The sequence below is a fragment of the Dyadobacter alkalitolerans DSM 23607 genome (genome assembly GCF_000428845.1).
Classification (GTDB): Bacteria; Bacteroidota; Bacteroidia; order Cytophagales; family Spirosomataceae; genus Dyadobacter; species Dyadobacter alkalitolerans.
The window spans coordinates 146,235-168,801 of record NZ_AUAS01000014.1 but is presented as its reverse complement, the minus strand read 5'-3'; the positions used below and the strand labels follow the sequence as shown (position 1 = coordinate 168,801).

Here is a 22,567-nt window from a genome sequence, read left to right as displayed (position 1 = left end):
CATCTGCTAAAACTAAAAAGAAAATTTTCCATATGAGTATATAGGCAAAATAAAAAGGGGAAAGTAATGAACTTAACCCCTTTTTATTCTAAAAAATCCTTATGCTTTAATCTTTTTGCCTCCCGCAGGCGCAACCGGCTCTGCAACCGTTAACGCTGGCTCTTTTCTTTTTTCGCGTTGCAGCAAGTCAACTACGATAGGCGCCGCTACGAACAGAGAAGAATATGTTCCGACGATTACACCAAGAAGCATACAGAATGTAAATCCACGAATTACAGCTCCTCCGAAGATCATCAACACGATAAGAACAAGGATTACCGAAATACCCGTTACGGCCGTACGGCTCAATGTACTGTTCAATGCATTGTTGATAACCGTAGGCAGGCTTTGGTTACGTGCTTTGTCGTCTTTCAGGTAATCCCGGATACGGTCATAAATTACAACCGTGTCATTCATAGAATAACCAATCATGGTCAGGATCGCACCGATGAACGCCTGGTCGATGTCAAGCGACCATGGCAACCAGCCGTTAAACAGCGAGAAGATCGCCAGGATGATGATCACGTCATGCGCAAGAGACACAACAGCACCATAACTGAATGCAACCCTTTTGAAACGGATAAAGATGTAAACAAAGTTGGCAGCAAGTGCAAGCAAAATTGCGTACATAGCAGACCATAGTGTGTCATTTGCCATCGTAGGCCCTACTTTGTTTGAGCTTACGATTGTAGCCGGATTGTTAGGGATTTTCTTAACACCTGCGAGGATTTTTGCCTCCGCTTTCTGATCCGCATCCGTAGATGTTTCTTCAATCAGATAAGCGGTTGTTATTTTCACCTGATCCTGCCCACCAAATGTTTTCACCTCCGTAGTTGAGCCAAGGTCCTCATCCATAATGGTTCTCAGCTTATCCGCATCCACATTCTCCTGGAAACGAACCACATAAGAACGGCCTCCTTTGAAATCAATACCGAGTCCGAATCCTTTGAAAATGAATGAACCAATACCAATAGCGATGATAACGCCCGAAATAATGTAAAAACGACGACGTTGAGAAACGAAATCGAAGTGATTGTCTTTAAACCAGTTTTTAGTCAAACCGGAATAGAAATTGAAACTTTTGCCGTTTTTGATCTGCTGTTCAAGGAACAAGCGCGTGATGAATATCGCACAGAACAAAGAGGTCAGCAAACCAAGCACAAGCGTTGTAGCAAATCCAAGTACAAGTCCGGTGCCGAATGTGTACAGGATAATACCGGTCAGCAACGTTGTAACGTTGGAGTCAAGAATAGCACTTAGTGAATGTTTAAAACCATCGCGAACGGCCTGTGCGAAAGGTTTTCCTGCTTCCAGCTCAACCTTGATCCCTTCGTAAATAAGCACGTTTGCATCCACGGCCATACCAATGGAGAGCACGATACCAGCAATACCGGATAGCGTAAGAACTGCTCCCAGAGAAGCCATAACGCCCAATAGGAAGAACAAGTTGATCAGCAATGCAATATCAGCGATCCAGCCGGCGCGGCTGTAATAAGCCACCATGAACACCAAAACGATCAGCAAACCAACTGCAGAAGAAATAAGTCCGTCATTGATCGCCTCAGCACCCAGTGAAGAACCTACAACGGCTTCTTCTACAATGTGCGTAGGAGCAGGCAATTTACCCGCTTTCAGGACGTTGGACATATCTTTTGTCTCTTCTACTGTAAAGCTTCCGGTAATGCTGGAGTTACCATTAGGAATCTCGCCTTGTACAGTCGGAGCAGTGTAAACCAGGTTATCGATAATGATAGCAACCGGACGGCCTACGCTGCGGGCAGTCAGTGAACGCCATTTACGAGCGCCTTCGCCATTCATACGCATGGTCACTTCGGGGCGGCCACGCTCATCGTAGTCATGCGTTGCGTCCACGATCACGTCACCTTCCATAGCAGCCTCACCATTTGATTTTTTAATAAAATACAATGGCAAAATCAGTTGGTTGTTAACGCCTTCGGTTCCTTTACGATCCCACATAAACACAAGGTCCGCAGGGAACATTGCCTTCACTTCCGGGCGACGCAGAATTTCACTTGCACGTGCTGTATCTTTCAGGAAAACGCCCAGGCCTTGTGGCATTGGAACGAATAAATTGGTCAGTGCAGCGCTTTGAGCGGCTAATGTAGAGGAGTCAGTTGCAGTTGAATCGGCAGTTTTCTGAGCCAATTGCGCAGCCAGACCTCCGTCTGTTTTCTTCGTTGTGTCCGTTGCGGCAGGTGCAGCAGCGGTTGTTGTTGCTGATGCTTTTTTGATTTCTTCCTGCTTAGCAAGATATTTTCCCAAACCGTCCAATCCCGAAGCCAGTTCGTTGGTCAGATAAACCTCAGAGAATTCAAGTTTTGCAGCGCCTGAAAGCAAACGACGCACACGCTCAGGGTTATCCACACCAGGAAGCTCAACCAAAATACGGTTCTGGCCTGGCAAACGCTGAATGTTCGGGTTCGTTACCCCAAACTTATCAATACGGGCCTGTGTGATCTGGAATGCACGGTCGATAGAATTATTTACCTCCGTATTCAGCATTTTGATCACATCGCCATCCGATGAGCTGCTGCTGATCTTGCCTCTGTTAGAGCTCGTTGCGAAAAGGCTTGCCAGACTTGAATTAGGAGCAGCCTCTTTATATGCAGCTGTAAAGCGATTGATAAATTCGCTGTTGCTTGCCGTTTTGTCTTCACCTGCTTTTTTCAATGCAGTCTGGAACGCTGCGCTGCGTGCATTTCCGCCCGCCATTCCTTTCAAAATGTCGGCAGGAGCCACTTCCATCACCACGTGCATCCCACCTTGCAAATCAAGGCCAAGGTTTAGTTCACGCTCCATTACTTCTTGCAAAGTATGTCCGATGTACACATCCTCGCGCCATAGCGAATCAATGTAACGTTGCTTTTTTGACAGGTCCACCTCACCTTTCGCATCAGTCGCATAAGCCACGGATTTGGCTTTAATGTTGCGCGACACGAATGTAAATGAGAGATAATAGACGCTAATCAGGGCGATCACGATGGTAAGCCCGATAATTCCGTTCTTATTAGTCATTATTATGTATTGAAAAAATTGAAATGATATTCCTGAAATGTGAAGAAGATAGAACTGTAATGTTCATCTCAGCAAGTTGATAAAAACACATTTAAACGACTGTTAAGCCCGTAAAATGTCTTAAATCAATGCAAAAGCAGATAAGCTTTGCCGCGAAATGTCTGCCCTGAATGCAGCATCAGGGAGCGTTGGTGACTATAAACCGACCGAAGATCCGGTGGAAATAGGAAAATAGAAATACGGATTCCTTAAAAACAACCGGAACAACCGATTCGCTGGCTACGAAATGCCAGATAGGTTGCGGTAAAAAGTAGAAGTAATGGGAGAAATCAAATGATAACGCAGGCGTGATAACCGCGTCCAGGGACAATGCACTAACCTTTGCCTGGTTTTGGTCCGGTGATTGGGAAGCTTGTTTTGCAAGATCCTTACCAATCTCTTTGGCGTGCGCAAACTGCTTCTGAACCGAATCCGATTGGTCAGACCATGAACGCATTCCTGCAACCATCAAAAGCATGATGGCCAGCATGAAGCTCATTGTCTGATTAATAACTCTTTGCGCTTTCACTTAGAATCCGGTTCTCTTATTAAACCGCAAATTTTAATCTAAAAAATTACAAACGCAAACTATTTTTTCAAACACACCCGCCACGGCCGACCGGCGCCACATTATTTTAATCTGCCGTACTTCTTCATGATTTCGAGAAGCTGCTCTTTGGGAAGTTCTTCAACTTTGTGTCCCTGGGTTCCTTCCATGGTCTGCGCCATCACGAGAGAATTGATAATGGCTTCCTCAGTAGACTCAATAACGGATAGGAAAAGCGGGCTAATAGCATCGTTATGAAGATAAGTTGCGCCATAAGTGCGTTCGGGCATTTCATGCAGCATGCGATTGGCCGTGGAAAATGCGATGACATAATCACCGCTGCCATTGGATGCAATCCCGCCCGTTTGTGCCAGGCCCATAATCGCTCTTTTGGCAAGCCTTTTCAAATTCCTAGCGTCCAGTGGCGCGTCCGTCGCCACCACGATCATACATGAGCCGTCGGAGGTTTTATCGAGCTGTTCTTTGAAGGCAAATTTGCCAAGCTCCTCTCCCACCGGGACGCCATTGACTTTCAGGACACCCCCAAAATTAGTTTGCACCAAAACACCAACGGTGTAACCGCCAAGGTTGGCAGGAAGCTTCCGGGATGCCGTTCCGATTCCACCTTTGAAATTAAAACAAACTGTCCCTGTCCCTGCGCCCACATTTCCTTCTGCAACCGGGCCGTTTTGCGCTTGCGCCAATGCGTTGAGTACATGCTCCTTGCGCACGTGACGACCCCGAATGTCGTTCAGAAAACCATCATTGGTTTCTCCTACAACCGGATTTAAGGACCTGACATTCTCATTTCCAGGCTGTCCCAACGTCCAGTCAATGATGGCGTCGGAGACGGTGGGAACACTTAATGTATTAGTAAGCAAAATAGGCGTTTCAATGGTGCCCAGTTCCTCTACTTGTGAATAACCTGTCAGTTTGCCGAAGCCGTTGCCGATATAGATTGCCGCCGGCACTTTTGCCTGAAAAATATTCCCATCATGTGGGATGATCGCCGTCACACCTGTACGCACATCTGCGCCCTCCCGCAATGTCACCTGCCCAACTTTTACACCCGCAACATCTGTAATCGCATTGAGCGCGCCGGTTGGCAATACGCCGATCTGGATGCCTAGTTCGCGAGCCCGCTTTTGAGCAAGAACCGGCATTGAAAAGAGAACGAGGAGGATCAGGATATTCTGTTTCATACTATTGTTTATAAAAATGAAATATAACAAAAATCCACTGGCAAAACGCGTTTACCAGTGGATCAGCAGTGTTTTTAAAGAAATTAATCTTCGTCCGGACGCGCCTTTTCGGGATCAATAATCGCTTCTTTCCTGCTTACTGCGGAAGCGCCGAACAAACCAAGTGCCCTGGGGCCTTTTGGATCGGCGTTCACAACATTGGACTTAATATTCGAGATTGGGACAGCGAAAAGTCCTCCGTTTGCGGCCTGCTCGCGGATTTGTTTCAGATATTCAAAGGTTTCGTTTGTGATGCTGTGCAATTCGACACCAACGGATGCCCCGGCCGAGTAAAGGGAGTCTGTTGTAATGGATTCGCGGATGGGAAGGATGAAAATCAACCCATCCGAAGGAGCACCCGATCCGAATGCAGCATCATAGGCAATGGAAATGGTGACTGCTTTCTCCACTTTCGGTTTTCCATTGATTAGCGGCTTTATCCAGTAAGTGTCTCCTTCGCCTACGAAGTCACGTGCGTAAAACTGAGCAACATATCCTTCTTTTGGCCCCTTATCAGGCTCGAATGGTAATTTTTCTTTACGATAAACGATGGAATCGACTTGTGGAACGCGTTTCAGTTCGCTGGATGCCGTGTAAGTGGCAGCCTCACTAACGATCTTCAAATTGTAAGTTCTTCCTACATGCCCCAGTGTGTCTGCATTGGTCTTTCCCCAAACATACTGACCATTTCCAGCTAAATCTTCAAACTGATAGATCTTTCCCTTATCATCGGTAACCGTCACTGTTGCACCTAAAACAGGCTTTGCCGGACCATTATTAAAGTAACTGGCCGACCAGGAAAGTTTGATCGTCTGCGGGCCGGCCTCATTGGTAATCCAGCCGTCTACAACAAGCTGTTCCGGCCCTGTTTTTGTGTCCAGATCTATCACGTCCTCGCAGCCTGTAAGTGCCACGAACATGGCAAAAAACAAAGATAACAGCCCGTAATGCTTGATATTTGAAATTTTATTGAATTGTCTCATGGCTATGATTTTCATCAATGTGGTGGATTTGATCTCTTTTAAAACTTGAAATTATAAGTGATAGCAGGAATGAAATTGCCAATAACCGAATAGCGGACCGCTTCCGTTTTAAGCGGCGTATCTTCATTGGCGCGGGTGTAAACCGAGAACGGATTGCGACGGTTGTACACATTGTAAACAGAGAACACATATTCGCCCTGGCCTACTTTGAACAATTTCCTCTTGGATTTCAGCGTAGCCGCCAGATCCAGGCGGTGGTAAGCCGGAATTCGGTTATTGTTTCTCGCACCATCATAATTATTCCCGATCGGCCAGCCTCCCCATTCGTAACGATTTGTAGGGAATGTTGCAGGTGTGCCCGAGGTAATGGTAAAGTTGGCCGAAAGCGACAGCCTTTTGCTCATTTCATAAATCGCAACGGAAGTGAAGTTATGCGGTTTGTCAAATCTTGCAGGGAACCAGTCGTTGTTGTTAATGGTCTCCACCATCCTTTCTGTTCTTGATAAGGTGTAGCTGATCCAGCCTGTAAGCTTGCCTTTGTTCTTTTTCAAATAAAATTCGGCACCATAGGCACGGCCTTTTCCAAAAAGCAGGTCGCCTGCTACGAACTCATTCAGCAGCAACTCCGAGCCTGGAACGTAATCGATCTGGTTATAAAGTTTTTTGAAATACACCTCAACCGATGCTTCATACATATTGTTATTGAAATTCTGAAACCAGCCTAATGCAACCTGATCCGCTTTTTCCGGCGCAATGTTGACCGAGCTCAGCGTCCAGACATCCAGCGGGGAACTAGCAGCTGTGTTGGATAGCAAATGCAGATATTGCGCGGTGCGGTTATAGCTGGCTTTGATTGACGCATTGGACGTCAACCCAATGTTCAAAGATGCCCGTGGCTCCCAGTTTCCGTAACTTTTGATCACGTCTCCCTTTTTATAGGTTTTGCCGGGAAACATGGGAAACTTACGCTGCCCTTTATCCACTTCCAGATAATCATATTCCGTGCCCGGCCCTAAGCTCCTGAAATAGGAATAACGCACGCCATATTGAAGCGAAATCTTATCCCCCAACTTCTGCTCGTTACCTATATATAATGCAGATTCGTCGGCATAACGCGGATCTAAACTAATGTCTGTGTTTTCACCTTCCGAAACGGCAATGGCTTTCCCGGGGCGTGTATCATAGTAAATATATTGACCGCCGAATGTCAGCTGGTTGTTGGGCGTGATATAGAATGTAAAATCGGGCTTAATGCTTGTACTGATGATCTTTGATTTCCAGTCAAACTTGTCTTTCGCATCCGGCTTGTTCTGGTTCTGGCCCAGATTGTAATCGTAGTTGCTGTAATAACCCGTCAGGTTCATGAACAATTTGTTGGAAAAAATGTGGTTCCACCGAGCCGTAGCCGTTGCATTGCCCCATCCGAAACCAAAGTCACCTCCACCAAACACATCTTTCCCAAAATAACCCGACGCAAAGAATGTGTCCTTATCGCCTATCTGATAATTCACTTTGGCCGTCAGATCGTAGAAATAGAACTTGGAATCTCTCAGGTCAGAATTCAAAAATGGTTTTGCCAAAACATCAATGTAGGAACGACGACCGGCTACAATGAATGAGCCTTTCCCTTTCGCAAAAGGCTGTTCGTAAGTCAATCTGGAAAAAATAGTCCCGATCCCGCCATTGATCTCCCGTTTTTTGGCATTCCCCTCCTTCATTCTAACATCCAGAATGGAAGAGATCCGGCCACCGTAAAGCGAAGGAATTCCGCCTTTGATCAGCTTCACGTCCTTAACTGCATCGGGATTGAAAACCGAAAAGAAGCCGAACAAATGGGATGAGTTATAAACCGGCGCTTCGTCCAGCAGCACGAGGTTTTGGGAAATATCGCCGCCCCGGACATTAAACCCGGAAGCGCCTTCGCCTACGGAAGTCACACCAGGCAATAACTGAATGCTGCGGATCAGATCCACCTCGCCTAATAATGCGGGCATTTTGCGGATCGTTTTCATTTCCACCTTGTTCACAGACATTTCAATGCTCTTCACATTCTCGTCTTCCTTTTGTGTCGAGATTGTGACTTCCTGCAAATCAGTGCTTTCGTCAGACATTTCAATGCTGACCGTTTTGTCTGCATCCAAAGTGACCTGCTTTTCCGATTTCTGATAACCTATATAGGTGAACACAAGCGTGTAATTTCCCTCGGGCAAGGTTAGGGAATAAAACCCGTATGGATTGGTCACCACGCCAGTTTCGGCTTCCCGAACGTAGACAGAAACCCCGATAAGGCCTTCACCATTTGACTGGTCTTTGACATAACCGCTAACCGTGTGCCGGTTCTGCGCAAACACGCTGACACAAAAAAAGAGCGAGAAAATGAATGGAACGAGTAATTTGTTTTTCATGGGCTTTAATTTCATTATTGAACTTTTCCTATTCTGATGACAACCTTAGAGACGTATACCCTCTTTAAATTCTTTAAAAGTTTTTTTGAACCTAATTCCAGGAGCCGACAAAGCACGTGTTAATCAACTTAATATGGTAGAAAAAAGTGATGAACTCGCCTAAAAATGGAATAAATGGCCAAAACTTAAAAAATCGGAGGCCTCACAAGAAATAGTATTTTTTCACGAAACTTTTGACACAACCCCGTTATCCGTACACATTTGCAATAATTCGAGTGACGTTTTTTTCAGAAGCGGGTTTATATAGTCAGGCGCAATTTCGACCAGTGGGATCAGGTTAAAACGGCGGTCTTGAAGGCGTGGATGGGGTAATGTGAGGCGGGCGCTGTTGAGCAGCAACGCATTGTAATACAGCAGGTCAATGTCAATCACGCGGGCTCCCCAGCGCTCGTAACGAACGCGGCCAAGCTCGTGCTCAATGTCGAGGATGATCCGCAAAACTTCCTCGGGAGCCAAGGCGGTTTCCACGCGGATCACCTGGTTCAGGAACGCGGGCTGATCGGCCAGGCCCCAGGGTTCTGTTTCATACACCGAAGATTCGCTGGATATGGTGCCGACTCTGTTTGCGATTTGTTCCGTCGCCAATGCAAGCACTGCCTGCCTGTCGCCCAGATTTGAGCCTAGCGAAAGAAAAATGCTGTTAGCGGAAGCCATGCCTGCGATCGTTATCAGGGGTGTGCACGATGCATGAAAAAAGGACTTCCCGGATAGGAGAAGTCCTTTTTAAAACTCGTAAATATTTTTAGAACGTAAGCGTTCCTTTGTCGTATGCTTTTTGAATCGTTGCTTCAATACCATTCTTGTTGATAGTACGAAGTGCAGATGTTGCTACTTTCAACGTAACCCACTCTCCTGTCGAAGGAAGGAAGAAACGTTTCTTTTGCAAATTCGGGAAGAATTTACGCTTTGTTTTATTGTTAGCGTGAGAAACGTTATTTCCAACGCGAGTTCTTTTACCTGTAATTTGACAAACCTTAGCCATAACCTTACTTTTTTTCCAAATGAGGGTGCAAAGATGCGCAATTAATTTTTCGTGACCAAACTCTGACAAAAGAAATTTTCAAAAAATACCGCATTACCACCTCATTCTGAACCCTACGCCATGAATATTATCAATTTTAATGTCGGGATCGGCCGATAAATATTTCCTTAGCCTTGAAATAAACACATCCAGGCTCCGGCCCATAAAATAATCGTCATCACCCCAAATTGCTTTCAGCAGCTCATCCCTCCGAATGACCTGATCGGGTCTTTCGGCGAGATATTTCAGCACTTCTGCTTCCCGGAATGTCAGGTTCTGGCTGCTTCCATTGATAGCCAATGTCAGTTTTTGAAAGTCAAATGTGTATTTACCGACCTTGCTGGAATCTGCTTTGCTTGCCAGCGGCTGCTCCGATTTGCTGCGTCTAAGGAAAACGTCAATCCGCAATTTGAGCTCTTCAATGCTGAATGGTTTGGTGATATAATCGTCCGCGCCGAGTTTGAGGCCTTTGATCTTGTCTTCCTGCAAAGCCCGTGCTGTCAGGAACAGAATGGGTACCTGGCTGTCCGAATTCCGGATTTTTTCGGCCAATGTGAAACCATCCATTTTCGGCAGCATAATATCAAGCACGCAGATATCGAAATGATCTTTTCCGAAATATTCCAATGCTTTCAAGCCGTCCGGCGCATGCACTACTTCATACTCATACTCTTCCAGATTATCCTTTGTCGCAAATGCCAGGTTCGGATCGTCTTCTACGTATAAAATTCGCTTTTTCATTTAGGCTTATTTCTGAGGAATTGATATTTTAAATGTGCTTCCCTTTCCCAGTTCGCTTTCCAGGTCCAGTTTCCAGTTATGCGACCGGACGATCTGTTTTACATAACTGAGGCCGATGCCGAACCCTTTCGCATTATGCACATCGCCATAAGGAACGCGGAAAAACTGGTTGAAAATTTTCTTGCGATATTCCGGTGCAATCCCGATGCCATGGTCCTGAACCGCTATAAACAGACATTTGCCTTTATTATAGGTTTCAATCCTTACGTCCGGAGTGTCATTGGAATATTTTAATGCATTATCAATCAGGTTGTTGATCATACATCTGAAATGGAACGGGTCCGCTTCGATCAATGTGTTCTCAGCTTTGTTCAGGAAGGTTATTTTGTTTTCAAAAGGCAGCAAAACCGATTCGATAATGTCTTCCGCGCGCATCACTTCCTTTTGTAATGTCAATGCATTCCGCTCGGCCTTGGCCATGGAAAGCACCATTTCAACCTGTCCCTGCAACCGCAAAATCTCGTCCTGAACGATCTGAACGTATCTCTGATGTCGTTTCGGCTGGTTTACAATGTTGTCCGAGTTGAGAACATCCGCCGCAATGCGAATCGTCGAAATGGGCGTTTGCAGCTCGTGCGTCATATTATTGACAAAATCCCGCTGCACTTCCGACAATTGTTTTTGTCTTAAAATCACAAAAAGCGCATAAGCAAAAAACGAGACCGCCACCAAAACCAGCACAGAAGACCAGATTGCGCCATTGATGGTGCCGGCAAAATAACTGTCCTGCTCGGGAAAACGCACGCCGAAATAGTAGGGATACTTATCGGTTTTGATCCAATTCGAAGTCGGCGTGGGGATTTTATCATTGTTTTTGGTGCTCAGCGACATGCCATAGCGCATCCGGTTGGTCGTACAATCATAAATCCCGACTTCAAAATCGGTGATCAGGTTATTTTTTTGAAAACTGTCTTTGATAAAATTTTCGAGGAGTTCCGGCTGCGTAGTCGCGTTGGTATTTACGAGAAAATATTGCGGCGATAGCTGCTCCACCGGGTTGACGCTTTGCATAACGCCATTCACCTTCGCAAGCTTGGTCGCCACGTCCTGCAATGCGACGTGCGCATTCTGGTTAAATTCCCTGTGCCTGAGGTCCAGCGCCTGCTTTACCCAATAGATCTGCGTGATCACCACACCAATGATGAGCAGGGCAGAAAAAACGGTGAGCGACTGGATGGTTCGTCGTGACATGGCGCAGGATTAACGTTCGATGCTTTTTTTATTGTAGCAGATCAGGAATAATACTGCAAAAGTCCTTCCAGCGGCGAGCGCAAGATGCGTCCGGGTTTTAGTCCTTTTTTTTCCAAAACATTTTTTAAAATATCCTGATAATAAAAGGCAATAGAACCGGTAAAATGAACAGGAACGGTTGCGGCCTCTTTATGCTTGCAAATGTATTTTTCAACAAAAAGCGTGAAAGCGTTTTCGATCATATTCTGCAAGAATGAATGCTCCCTATGCGCTGCAATGAATGTTGAAAATGATGCAAAATAGCGGTTAGGATAAGGTTTTTTATAAGCATTATCTAACACAGACAGCCGGTTCAGGTCCGGGAATTGAGTTGTAAAATGCGCATGCAAATCATCCGGCAACTCATTTTGCAGGAAATGAACAACCAATGTTTTTCCCAGATAGGAACCGCTTCCCTCATCGCCGAGCCAGAAACCCAGCGAACCGATGGAACGGACAATGTTGGTGCCATCATAATATGCATTGTTTGCACCCGTGCCCAAAATACACGCCAAACCCGGCTCATGCCCGCACAACCCACGCGCCGCCCCCAGCATATCCGACGCAACTTCAATAATGTCAGCAGAAGAAATGCAGCTAGTCAATGCATCAAAAACGGGCTTACTCGTCTTTTGATCGGCACAACCGGCTCCGAAAAAGTATATTTTGTCAATCGCCCCAATCAGATTAGGCACAACTTCCTTTTCCAGAACCGGGATAATTTCCTCGGCAGTCTGATAAAATGGATTGATGCCGGCGGACTGAAACGAATGTTCGCCTGCCGGACCCTTTATGACCCAGTCGGTTTTCGTAGATCCGCTATCCGCTATTAAATAGGTTTGCTGCATGAATGTGTTGGCGTTCAGCTGTAATGATAATGTTGTCTGACCTGGCTGGCTTTTCAGGATTGTAGTTTTCCAATCGCATTGAAGCGCTTAAAAACCTTTTCCGAGTGTGGCGCATCGCCCAATTCCTTGGTGAGGTCCTGGCCCGCCCAATGCTCATAATGATGCCCGTTTCGCCAGAGTCGCGATGCGGTTACATCATAGATTATGCCCTTGTATGCGCACCAGATTTCCTCCCTATCCTGCCCGTTTCTGAGCGCAAGCTGTGCTTTTGTATATTCTTTCATTACTGCCATTTAGCCCGCAATTTAGTGATTACGGATTTTCGGTTGGAAATTAAAAATGATCTTGGATGAATATTTTGATAATAAGACTAAAATGTAAGAACTTGGCGTTCTGTTTAGGAAATTCAAGAAAACGAAATATGAAAAAAAGTTACTCTTTAATTTGGTGTACAATACTGGCACTGACCCTGATTGCAACCGGATGTAAGAAAAAAGTAAAACCCGTATCAGAGCGTATTGCGAAAGCGTGGACGGCTGAATCTGTGAAGCACGGGCCGACGGTTGTCTACACCAGAGGAGGGTCAACCAATGCGGTCCCGGCTTATTCGGCTTTCAGACTGACATTAAATGACGCGTCCGGCACGAAAACGGTTTCCTATACGGAGTTCGACGGCAGCACATTCAGCGGCACCTGGGAACTGGACGGTGATTCCAAGCTGATTCTTAGAGAGTTAACCCCTCAGCCAACAGGAAGCGGCGGAACCGTTGAATTCACAATTACATCCCTGGACGACGCCAGACTGATTCTGACCAGATTGAAATCCAGCCCAAAAACCGGCGGAACAATCAACGAATACACATTAAGCAATCCATAATCCTCTCCATTAGCATATTACAATGCTTTTGAGATAGTCTATAATATTACGAAGCCATTTCCCACAGGAAGTGGCTTCGCTTTTTTTAGCTAATTTTGCACCATGGAAACAAGAACTGAAATAAGCAGCCTGGGGGAATTCGGGCTTATAAAAAGAATAAACAGCGGAATAAAAACAACATTACCGGATACGATAAGGGGAATCGGCGACGATGCGGCGGTGATCGATACGGGTGAGGAATTTGGCTTGCTATCAACGGATATGCTGCTGGAAGGCGTGCATTTCGACCTTACCTTTTTCCCTTTGAAACATTTGGGTTACAAAGCGATCTCGGTGAACGTGTCGGACATTGCAGCGATGAACGGCATTCCGAGGCAAGTCACTGTGAATCTGGCATTAAGCAACCGGTTTTCACTGGAAGCGATTGATGAACTATATGCCGGCATGAAAGCGGCTTGTGCAGATTTCAATGTGGATCTGGTTGGCGGTGACACTTCGTCTTCAAGATCGGGGCTTTTGATTTCCGTAAGCGTTTTTGGGAAGGTTAAAAAGGATAAAATTACTTATAGAAACACGGCAAAAGCCAACGATCTGCTATGTGTTACGGGCGATCTGGGCGGCGCTTACCTCGGTTTGCAGCTGCTTGAAAGGGAAAAACAGGTTTTCCTTGCCAATCCTGATATGCAGCCGGAACTGGAAGGAAAAGATTACGTAATCCAGCGCCAGCTTCGCCCGGAAGCGCGTATGGACGTCATATACGAGCTTGCAGAAGCAGGCGTGCTGCCCACTTCCATGATCGATGTGTCGGATGGATTGGCTTCGGATCTGTTGCATTTGTGTGCGCAATCGGGCGTGGGTGCGGTGGTTTTTGAAGAAAGAATTCCAATTGACGAGCAAACTTACCTCGCTGCTTCGGAGCTGAACATTGGCCCGATCACGGCGGCGATGAACGGCGGTGAAGATTACGAACTGCTTTTCACAGTTTCACAGGCATCTTATGATTTGATTAAAAACAATCCCAAAATCAGCTTTATAGGCTACATGACGGGAGATAAGGAAGAAATAGTGCTCCACACCAAAGGAGACAGCCTGGTGCCGATCACGGCGCAGGGTTGGAGCTGAAAAACGATTCGCATTCACTTAGAAAAGCATAGCCATTGGTTATGCTTTTTTTGTTGCGCAACCTTCGGATGGCTTAGCTCGTATTCACGACAATCCAATTCATCTCTAACAATAAAAAATTGAACCCATGAAATTATTTCAATTCACCCGCATGCTCTTTATCCTGGGCCTGATCATGTCCGTAGCCATATCCTGCTCGGATGACGACCCGGAAACGGATCCGACGCCTATCGCCAATGACATTCAGCTTAAAGACAATGCCACATTAGGAAGGATTTTGACCGATAAGGATGGCAAGACACTCTATTTCTTTTCCAAAGACGCCAACGGAAGCTCCAACTGCTCCGGCAACTGCGAGTCGAACTGGCCTGTTTTCGCTGTAAGCGATCTTTCCAAGCTTAAAATCGACGGCGACCTTACGGCCGGCGATTTTGCCAACATTACCCGTGCTGACGGCAAACCACAAACCACCTATAAAGGATGGCCTTTGTATTATTATAAAAATGATGCAAAGGCCGGTGAAGCGAATGGTGATAATGTAGGTGGAATCTGGTTTGTCGCCAAGACGGATTACACGATTATGTTGGCCAATGCGCAGCTTGTGGGAAGCGACGGAAAATCCTACAAACCTGATTTGACGGAAGGGACGGGAGAAACGCAGTTTTTTGTGGACGGCATGGGCAGAACATTGTATGCATTCGCCCGCGATTCGTCTGGGATCAACAATTGGACAACTAATGATCAGCAAAAAGACGGGACATGGCCAATTTACGAGGTAAACGAAGTGAAAGGACTTCCTTCCAATCTCGACAAAACAATGTTCGCAACGATTGATGTTTTTGGCAAAAAACAGCTTACCTATAAAGGCTGGCCGCTATACTATTTCGGGCCGGATGAAATGAAAAGAGGCATGACCAAGGGCGTAAGCGTTCCAAGACCTGGCGTATGGCCCATCGTCAATAAGGATTCACCAAATGCACCTAAATAAATTTTAGCTTATTACGAGAATCGGAAAGTGGCAGCCAACCGGCTTGCCACTTTTTTTTATTTGCCCCAATTGGCGACCAGTTTTTCAAACAACTGCTGCAAGAAAAGCGTCCGTTTTCCGGCTTCGCCATTGCCCACTGGCAAGTCGCCGATCTGCACCACGGGCATCACCCACTTGGTAGTGCTGGTTGTGAACACCTCGTCAGCCATAATGACCTCTTTATACATTACCGGCCGCACCTCCACTTTAAAATGAGGCTTGGCAAGCTCCATAACCACTTTCCGGGTAATGCCTTTGAGAATGTTGCGGTCGGAAGTAATGAGCTTATCTCCCTGAAAAATGAAAATGTTGCTTCGCGTCAGCTCGCTGACCTCCCCTTCTTTGTGGAAAAGCAAATCGGCAGCTTGCTGGCGTCGCAGTTCGTCGGCCATCAGCACCATATGCAGGTAATTCGTCGTTTTCACTTCCGGCAAATCGCGGACATAGTCATAGGGCAACACTTTGATTCCTTTCAAACGGCCTGCTGGATTGTCTTGGGGCAAAGCCTCAGTCCGGATCAAAAAGTTAGGTTCAACAACATTAACGCTGTCCGGTGCATAGCCGCCGGTTAATACAAAACGAAAAGCAACTTCCCGCTCACCTGACATAGCGTGCAGATCGGCCAGCACTTTTGCGGTTTCCTGCTGCGTTACGGGCAATGTCAGTTTCATCAAACGCGCCGAATTTTCAAACCGCTGCCAGTAATCGTCCCAGCGGAAAGGCACGCCATTATAAGTCCTGAAATAGTCAAAAAGGCCGAAACCGCGGAGTAACCCAAGATCATTGGTCTTGAAAACCGGGCTGTCAATAGGAAGGATTTCTCCGTTGAAATATTGGTGAAAAGGCATGCGGGGTGAATTAATATATGATAGGCGGAATCTCAAAGTTATTAATTTTCCCTACTTTGCATACATATCTGATCAAATCAAAACGTTACTATTTTACCCGTCAGATCTGACTTGCGGATCTTTTTTACCCTGCGAATGATTAAACCCGAACAATTACTGCAGACACTGCAAATTGAGTTTGAAAAACAATCCTACGGCGCCCATCCCGCTGAGCTTTATGAGCCGATCCGCTACATTATGTCGCTCGGCGGCAAGCGTTTCCGCCCTTTGCTGACATTACTTGCCGCTTCTATATATTCTGATCAATGGGAAAATGCTGTGAAACCAGCCATGGCCGTTGAAGTTTTTCACAATTTCACATTGATGCATGATGACATTATGGACCAGGCGCCGCTGCGAAGGGGAAAGCTGACCGTTCATGAAAAATGGAATGCGAACACGGCGATTTTGTCGGGAGATGTGATGTTAATAAAGGCCTATGACCTGCTGCTGGACATTCCTGCCGAAAAGCTGCGCCGTGTTTTGGAAAGATTCAATAAAACGGCCGCAGAAGTTTGCGAAGGACAACAGCTGGATATGAATTTTGAAACCCGCTGGGACGTTACCGAAGAAGAATATCTGAGCATGATCCGCCTGAAAACGTCGGTTTTGCTCGGTTTTGCATTGGAACTGGGCGGGATTATCGGCGGCGCTGATGAAGAATCCATTCAGCTGCTTTATTCGGCAGGGGAAAATATGGGGATTGGTTTTCAATTAAAAGACGATCTCCTGGATGTTTATGGCGATCCCGATAAATTTGGAAAGCAGGTCGGTGGTGATATTATTTCAAACAAAAAGACATTCCTGCTGATTGAAGCATTGTCCAAAGCGGATCAGGAATCAAAAGCCGAACTGGATAAATGGATCGGTCTGGCTGATTTCGATAAGCAGGAAAAAGTGGCGGGCGTTACAGCCATTTACGAAAAGCTGGGCATCCGGCCATTCACCGAACAAAAAATCCAGGAATATTTTACCAAAGGGCTTTCCAGCCTGCACGCACTGAAAATTGATGAAGAAAGAAAGCAACCATTGCTGCAATTTGCCGAGCAACTGGTTGAGCGCGAAAAGTAACAATCATTCAAACATTCAACACCGAACATGTCCATAACCCTCATACTCGTCATTATCACATCCGGAATCAGCTATTATGCCTTGAACAATTACAGTTTAATGGACAAACTGATCCTCAATCCCTATAAAGTCACACAGCGCAATGAATATTACCGTTTTGTAACATCGGGTTTTGTTCACGCGGATTTTGGGCATTTGATCTTCAATATGCTCAGTTTGTGGTTTGTAGGAGAAGGAATCGAAAGGCTTTTTGCCATGCTTTTCGGGCCGAGCGGCACCATTTATTTCTTGTTTCTTTACATTGTCGGGATCATTGTTTCGGATATTCCGACATTCCTGAAACATCGGAATAACTCCAAATACAATTCGCTGGGTGCGTCCGGTGGCGTTTCAGCCGTGCTTTTTGCTGCAATCCTTTATTCGCCTTTGATGCAGGTTTGCTTGTATTTCTTTATCTGTATGCCCGGATTTATCTTCGGACTGCTCTTCTTAGGATATTCATTTTATGAATCCAAGCGCGGAACGAGTTATGTGAACCACAGCGCGCACATGGTCGGCGCGATCTTCGGATTTGTGTTTATGGCCGTAGTTTATCCCAGCGCGGTTCCCGGGTTTTTACAGCAGATTTTGAGCTGGCGACTATTTTAATTCCGCCAGTACGGTTACGCTTCCTACTGTTTTGTCCTGCAAATTAACCTTTACTTCCGCATCCAGCGGCAGGTAAATGTCCACGCGTGAGCCAAATTTGATAAAACCCATTTCCGTGCTCTGCTCCACCTGGTCGCCTTCCTTCACATACCAGCGTATACGACGCGCTGCCGCACCTGCAATCTGGCGGAAAAGGATTTCGATGCCTTCAATGGTCTTGATAACAACGGTTGTGCGCTCGTTATCTGTGCTGGATTTAGGGTGCCACGCAACAAGATATAATCCGGGATGATATTTGAAATACTGGATCACACCGCTGATCGGGTTCCAGTTGATATGCACATTAAGTGGAGACATGAAAATGCTGATTTGTCTCCTTGGCCCTTTAAAATACTCACTCTCAACCACTTCTTCAATTACCACGACTTTTCCATCGCAGGGCGCGACGATCTGTCTGTCACTTTTATACACCACACGCTTTGGAACGCGGAAAAACTGAACTACGAGAAAGAATACGATAACACTGCCAATCAACACCAATCTTGGAATCCAATAACCGTCAGGCAGCAGATAATATATGCCTAAGTTTATCAGTATCAATATAATGGCTGTAATGGCCATGATGGTGTAACCTTCTTTGTGCAGTCTCATGCAGGGTTATGTTTCGTTAATGACTTGCTGTAAAATACAAATATCGTATAAATACTGATTTCCTTTCCATCAAAAGCCCTGCCAATCCATTCAGAAGGGCAGGGCTTTACAATTTATTAATGCTTTGTGAATGATTATTCGATCACGACGCAGTCTCCGTTCTTCACTTCCTGCTCCACTTTTTTGAATTTCACGTCACGCAAAATTCGGCCATCGCGATACTGGACAGATACTTTCTGGTTCCGGTCCGCGATTTTAATGGTGCGAACGGGCTGTGCCTTTATGGTTGACTCCATATTACGGGCGTACTCGTTCGGGCCGCCGTCCATATCCAGGTCAAAATCCTCCTCACGGTTGGTATGCAACTCAGGCGCTGGCGCAGGGCGACGCACGGTTTGCTGCACCGCAGTAGCCGGAACCGCCTCTTCCTGAGGAATATCCGCCTTCATCAGGAAGGAGATCATATCAAAATTCACCTTGCTTAGGAAGCGTTTGAAAAGCTCAACCGATTCAAATTTGTAAATCAACAACGGATCTTTTTGCTCGAATACAGCATTTTGAACCGACTGTTTCAAATCATCCATTTCACGCAAATGCTCTTTCCACTCCTGGTCGATCAGCGAAAGCACGATGGCCTTCTCCATTTCGGTCGTGATTTCCCTTCCCTCGTTTTCGATAGCCTTTTTCAAGCCCACCACAACGCCAGTCTGACGGATTCCGTCACTGAACGGGATCATGATTTCAGAAATCGTTGCACCGCGTTCTGCGTAAATAGAGCTCAAAACAGGGAATGCTTTTGCTGCTATCGAAGCATTTTTCTCCTGATATTGCTTTTCAGCCGCATCGTAAAGCTTTTGTGAACGGTCCGCAGGCCTCATTGAACCATATTCCGCCTCACTGTAAGGAACTTCCATTCCTAATGTTGTGATCACTGCCAGTTCAAGTTCCGCATAAGAAGTTGCAGAGCTAACCAACTCATCACATACATCATATAATGTATTTGCAATGTCAACCGCCAGACGTTCTCCAAACAATGCATTGCGGCGACGTGTATAAATGGCGTCACGCTGATAGTTCATCACGTCATCATATTCCAAAAGACGCTTCCGCATGCCGAAGTTATTCTCTTCAACCTTTTTCTGCGCGCGTTCGATGGATTTGGTGATCATTCCGCTCTGGATTACTTCACCTTCTTCCAATCCCATCCGGTCCATCACCTTCGCCATCCGGTCAGAACCGAAGAGACGCATCAGGTTATCTTCCAATGAGACAAAGAATTGAGAAGAACCCGGGTCGCCCTGGCGACCGGAACGACCGCGCAACTGCCTGTCTACACGACGGCTTTCGTGACGTTCTGTACCAATGATCGCAAGTCCGCCCGCTTTTTTCGATTCCGGCGTAAGCTTAATGTCCGTTCCACGACCAGCCATGTTGGTTGCAATTGTCACAGTTCCCGGCTTACCGGCTTCTGTCACCACTTCCGCCTCGCGCTGGTGTTGCTTGGCATTAAGCACCTGGTGTTGGATTTTTCTTAATGTAAGCATCCGGCTGATGATCTCGGAGTTTTCAACCGAAGTTGTACCCACCAAAACAGGCCGCCCGGCTTCAACAAGCTCTACAATTTCATCCGTTACCGCATTATATTTCTCACGAACCGAACGATACACTTTATCTTCATGGTCTTTCCTTACCGCGTTTACATTGGTAGGGATCGAAACCACATCCAGTTTGTAAATTTCCCAGAATTCACCCGCTTCCGTCTCCGCCGTTCCGGTCATACCGGCCAGCTTGTGATACATACGGAAGTAATTTTGTAGGGTAACTGTCGCGTAAGTCTGAGTGGCATCTTCAACGCGCACATTCTCTTTCGCTTCAATCGCCTGGTGTAAACCGTCGGAATAACGACGGCCATCCATGATACGGCCAGTCTGCTCATCGACGATCTTAACCTTTCCGTCCATGATCACGTATTCCACGTCTTTTTCGAAAAGCGTAAATGCTTTCAAAAGTTGGTTAACTGTATGGATACGAGCAGTTTTTACAGAATAATCGCGAATTAATGCTTCTTTTCTGATAATGCGTTCCTGCTCATTCAATGATGCGTCTTTCTCAATCGCATCCAGATCAACCGCAATGTCGGGCAGGATAAAGAAATTGGTTTCTTCTGACTCACCTGTCAGAAAGTCGATTCCTTTTTCTGTTAGTTCAATGCTGTTATGACGCTCGTCGATGGTGAAGTAAAGCGGCTCGTCCGCTACTGGCATCAGTTTCTGGTTTTCAGCAAGATAAATGGATTCAGATTCCTGCATGAGCGCCTTAATACCCGATTCACTCAGATATTTAATCAAAGGCTTGTATTTCGGCATCCCGCGATGTGCACGGAACAAGGATAATGCTCCTTCTTTTTTATCGCCGGCTGCAATTTTCTTTCGGGCGTCGGTAAGGAAATCCATCGCTAGCTTTTTCTGTGCTTCAACGATCCGCGAAACGCGTGGTTTTAATTCCAGATATTCCTGCTCATCTCCTCTTGGAACTGGCCCGCTAATGATCAACGGCGTACGCGCATCATCGATCAATACGGAGTCAACCTCATCGACCATTGCAAAGTGGTGCTTGCGCTGAACGAGTTCTTCCGGCGTACGTGACATGTTGTCACGCAGATAGTCGAAGCCGAACTCGTTGTTGGTTCCGTAAGTTAATGAGGCTTTATATGCATTTCTGCGGGCAATGGTGTTGGGCTGATGGCGGTCGATGCAATCGACGCTCATGCCGTGAAATTCAAAAAGAGGTGCATTCCATTCTGCATCACGTTTTGCCAGGTAATCGTTCACGGTTACAATGTGAACGCCGTTTCCTGCCAATGCATTAAGGAATGCAGGAAGTGTTGCAACTAGCGTTTTACCTTCCCCTGTCGCCATTTCAGAGATCTTCCCCTGGTGCAAAACCACACCACCGATCAGCTGCACATCATAATGCAGCATGTTCCACTTTATAGGCTGGCCGATTACATCCCAGGTTGTATTCCAGTAAGCTTTGTCACCTTCAATAACAACGTGTGACTTTTTGGATGCCACTTCCCTGTCGAAGAAAGAAGCCGTCACTTCCAGCTTTTCATTTTCCTTGAAGCGGCGCGCCGTTTCTTTTACAATGGCAAAGGCTTTTGGCAAAATATCCAAAAGGATCTTTTCGAGTTCTTTATTTCGATCCAGATCAAGGGCATCAATTTTCTTGAAAATCGCTTCTTTGCTATCGACATTAGGCTCATCAGCAGCTTGTTGCCTTAAAGCAGCAATCTGGTCATCAATGGATTTCAGGTTGTCGGCAATATGTTGTTTCAGACCTTCGGATTTTGCCCGCAGGTCATCATTGGTTAAGGAAGCCAGGAGTGCGTATTCGGCATTGACTTTATCAACGTAGGGAGTCAATTCTTTTAAATCCCGTTCTGATTTTGTGCCGAACAGCTTTGAAAATATTTTAAACATGATTTTAGTATATGTTTTTAACCGATCATTTACAGAAAAATAATTGAGCCTGCCCGCTAATCGTGCCAGATTGTCAGCAAAGCTATCATTTTCAAACTCAAAGGTAATTCATTGCAAATAGTATTGTATATGAATCAGAAGAATCCTAATGTAACTCTAGTGTTTTTTTACCGTTTGCTCAAACCAATAAGGCACCCATACTCAGGCAAGAGAACCGCTTATACCAATTATTTTCAACTACTATGTAATACACAGTACCTTTGAATCATCAAAGAAAAAATAAACAACGACAGCCATGAACAACAACAGATTATTTCGCAATACAAGCAGCAAAATCATAGGTGGTGTAGCATCCGGAATCGCGGATTATCTGGATATAGATGTAACGATCGTCCGTGTACTTTTCGTTTTGGGCGTTTTCATTCCGGTAACATTTCCTATCATCCTGTTTTACATTATCCTTTGGATCGTGATGCCGGACGGCGCTAAAAGGCCCAAAACACACGAAGAACATCGGATTTATTCTTAAAATATCAAAGGTTCCATCAGTAA

Annotated in this window: 20 protein-coding genes; 6 read left to right on the top strand and 14 right to left on the bottom strand. The window is 45.9% G+C overall.

Translation table 11 applies throughout. The annotated features are described in order from the left end of the window. Nucleotides 1-99 precede the first annotated feature (99 nt). The 11 genes from secDF to G395_RS0121775 form a co-directional block, all read right to left on the bottom strand. Nucleotides 100-3,075: a protein translocase subunit SecDF gene (secDF, locus tag G395_RS0121825; protein ID WP_026632026.1), complete on the bottom strand. Its 2,976-nt coding sequence runs from the start codon at nt 3,073-3,075 to the stop codon at nt 100-102. Between the two features lie 178 nt (nt 3,076-3,253). Continuing rightward, nucleotides 3,254-3,643 carry a hypothetical protein gene (locus tag G395_RS0121820; RefSeq protein WP_229204251.1) on the bottom strand — a complete coding sequence of 130 codons (390 nt, stop codon included), beginning with the start codon at nt 3,641-3,643 and terminating at the stop codon, nt 3,254-3,256. Nucleotides 3,644-3,744: 101 nt separating this feature from the next. After that, nucleotides 3,745-4,863: a DmpA family aminopeptidase gene (locus G395_RS0121815; protein WP_035361862.1), complete on the bottom strand. Its 1,119-nt coding sequence runs from the start codon at nt 4,861-4,863 to the stop codon at nt 3,745-3,747. Nucleotides 4,864-4,946: 83 nt separating this feature from the next. Next, nucleotides 4,947-5,885: a DUF4249 domain-containing protein gene (locus tag G395_RS0121810; RefSeq protein WP_035361877.1), complete on the bottom strand. Its 939-nt coding sequence runs from the start codon at nt 5,883-5,885 to the stop codon at nt 4,947-4,949. A 38-nt stretch (nt 5,886-5,923) separates the two neighbouring features. Further along, nucleotides 5,924-8,290, bottom strand: a complete 2,367-nt coding sequence (locus G395_RS0121805; RefSeq protein ID WP_026632022.1) for a TonB-dependent receptor — start codon at nt 8,288-8,290, stop codon at nt 5,924-5,926. A 222-nt stretch (nt 8,291-8,512) separates the two neighbouring features. Beyond that, the gene (gene folK, locus G395_RS0121800) at nt 8,513-9,004 is read right to left on the bottom strand and encodes a 2-amino-4-hydroxy-6-hydroxymethyldihydropteridine diphosphokinase (RefSeq protein WP_026632021.1); all 492 of its coding nucleotides are present in this window, start codon (nt 9,002-9,004) and stop codon (nt 8,513-8,515) included. Nucleotides 9,005-9,092: 88 nt separating this feature from the next. After that, entirely contained in the window at nt 9,093-9,332 is a 240-nt protein-coding gene (rpmB, locus tag G395_RS0121795; protein ID WP_026632020.1) for a 50S ribosomal protein L28, read from the bottom strand. Nucleotides 9,333-9,425: 93 nt separating this feature from the next. Continuing rightward, nucleotides 9,426-10,112: a response regulator transcription factor gene (locus G395_RS0121790; protein ID WP_026632019.1), complete on the bottom strand. Its 687-nt coding sequence runs from the start codon at nt 10,110-10,112 to the stop codon at nt 9,426-9,428. 6 nt (nt 10,113-10,118) lie between these two features. Continuing rightward, a complete protein-coding gene (locus tag G395_RS0121785; protein WP_026632018.1) occupies nt 10,119-11,363 on the bottom strand; it encodes a sensor histidine kinase in 1,245 nt (414 codons plus the stop codon). Nucleotides 11,364-11,404: 41 nt separating this feature from the next. After that, entirely contained in the window at nt 11,405-12,250 is an 846-nt protein-coding gene (locus G395_RS0121780) for an N-acetylglucosamine kinase (RefSeq protein WP_026632017.1), read from the bottom strand. Between the two features lie 53 nt (nt 12,251-12,303). Next, nucleotides 12,304-12,534 carry a cytochrome b5 domain-containing protein gene (locus G395_RS0121775; protein WP_026632016.1) on the bottom strand — a complete coding sequence of 77 codons (231 nt, stop codon included), beginning with the start codon at nt 12,532-12,534 and terminating at the stop codon, nt 12,304-12,306. A gap of 137 nt (nt 12,535-12,671) precedes the next feature. Here G395_RS0121775 and G395_RS0121770 point away from each other — a divergent pair, with 137 nt between their 5' ends. The 3 genes from G395_RS0121770 (at nt 12,672) to G395_RS0121760 (ending at nt 15,237) form a co-directional block, all read left to right on the top strand. Further along, nucleotides 12,672-13,127: a lipocalin family protein gene (locus G395_RS0121770; RefSeq protein WP_026632015.1), complete on the top strand. Its 456-nt coding sequence runs from the start codon at nt 12,672-12,674 to the stop codon at nt 13,125-13,127. 102 nt (nt 13,128-13,229) lie between these two features. Then, nucleotides 13,230-14,249, top strand: coding sequence for a thiamine-phosphate kinase (gene thiL, locus G395_RS0121765; protein ID WP_026632014.1), 1,020 nt, complete (start codon nt 13,230-13,232; stop codon nt 14,247-14,249). Between the two features lie 127 nt (nt 14,250-14,376). Then, nucleotides 14,377-15,237: a hypothetical protein gene (locus G395_RS0121760; RefSeq protein WP_035361861.1), complete on the top strand. Its 861-nt coding sequence runs from the start codon at nt 14,377-14,379 to the stop codon at nt 15,235-15,237. Nucleotides 15,238-15,293: 56 nt separating this feature from the next. Here G395_RS0121760 and G395_RS0121755 read toward each other — a convergent pair whose 3' ends face one another. Then, nucleotides 15,294-16,124 (bottom strand): aminotransferase class IV, encoded by an 831-nt coding sequence (locus G395_RS0121755; protein ID WP_026632012.1) that lies wholly within the window; start codon nt 16,122-16,124, stop codon nt 15,294-15,296. 138 nt (nt 16,125-16,262) lie between these two features. On the opposite strand from G395_RS0121755, the gene G395_RS0121750 reads away from it, so the two are divergent. Together G395_RS0121750 and G395_RS0121745 are read left to right on the top strand one after the other, a co-directional pair. Further along, a complete protein-coding gene (locus G395_RS0121750; RefSeq protein ID WP_374754388.1) occupies nt 16,263-17,234 on the top strand; it encodes a polyprenyl synthetase family protein in 972 nt (323 codons plus the stop codon). A gap of 27 nt (nt 17,235-17,261) precedes the next feature. Further along, on the top strand, nt 17,262-17,882 hold the full coding sequence (locus tag G395_RS0121745; protein ID WP_026632010.1) for a rhomboid family intramembrane serine protease: 621 nt from the start codon (nt 17,262-17,264) through the stop codon (nt 17,880-17,882). Here the strand turns inward: G395_RS0121745 and G395_RS0121740 are convergent. Both G395_RS0121740 and secA read right to left on the bottom strand, forming a co-directional pair. Next, nucleotides 17,874-18,533 (bottom strand): phosphatidylserine decarboxylase family protein, encoded by a 660-nt coding sequence (locus tag G395_RS0121740; protein WP_026632009.1) that lies wholly within the window; start codon nt 18,531-18,533, stop codon nt 17,874-17,876. The genes G395_RS0121745 and G395_RS0121740 overlap by 9 nt on opposite strands. A gap of 134 nt (nt 18,534-18,667) precedes the next feature. Next, nucleotides 18,668-22,015, bottom strand: coding sequence for a preprotein translocase subunit SecA (gene secA, locus G395_RS0121735; RefSeq protein WP_026632008.1), 3,348 nt, complete (start codon nt 22,013-22,015; stop codon nt 18,668-18,670). A gap of 295 nt (nt 22,016-22,310) precedes the next feature. On the opposite strand from secA, the gene G395_RS0121730 reads away from it, so the two are divergent. Next, the gene (locus tag G395_RS0121730; protein WP_026632007.1) at nt 22,311-22,544 is read left to right on the top strand and encodes a PspC domain-containing protein; all 234 of its coding nucleotides are present in this window, start codon (nt 22,311-22,313) and stop codon (nt 22,542-22,544) included. The last annotated feature ends 23 nt before the right edge of the window (nt 22,545-22,567 follow it).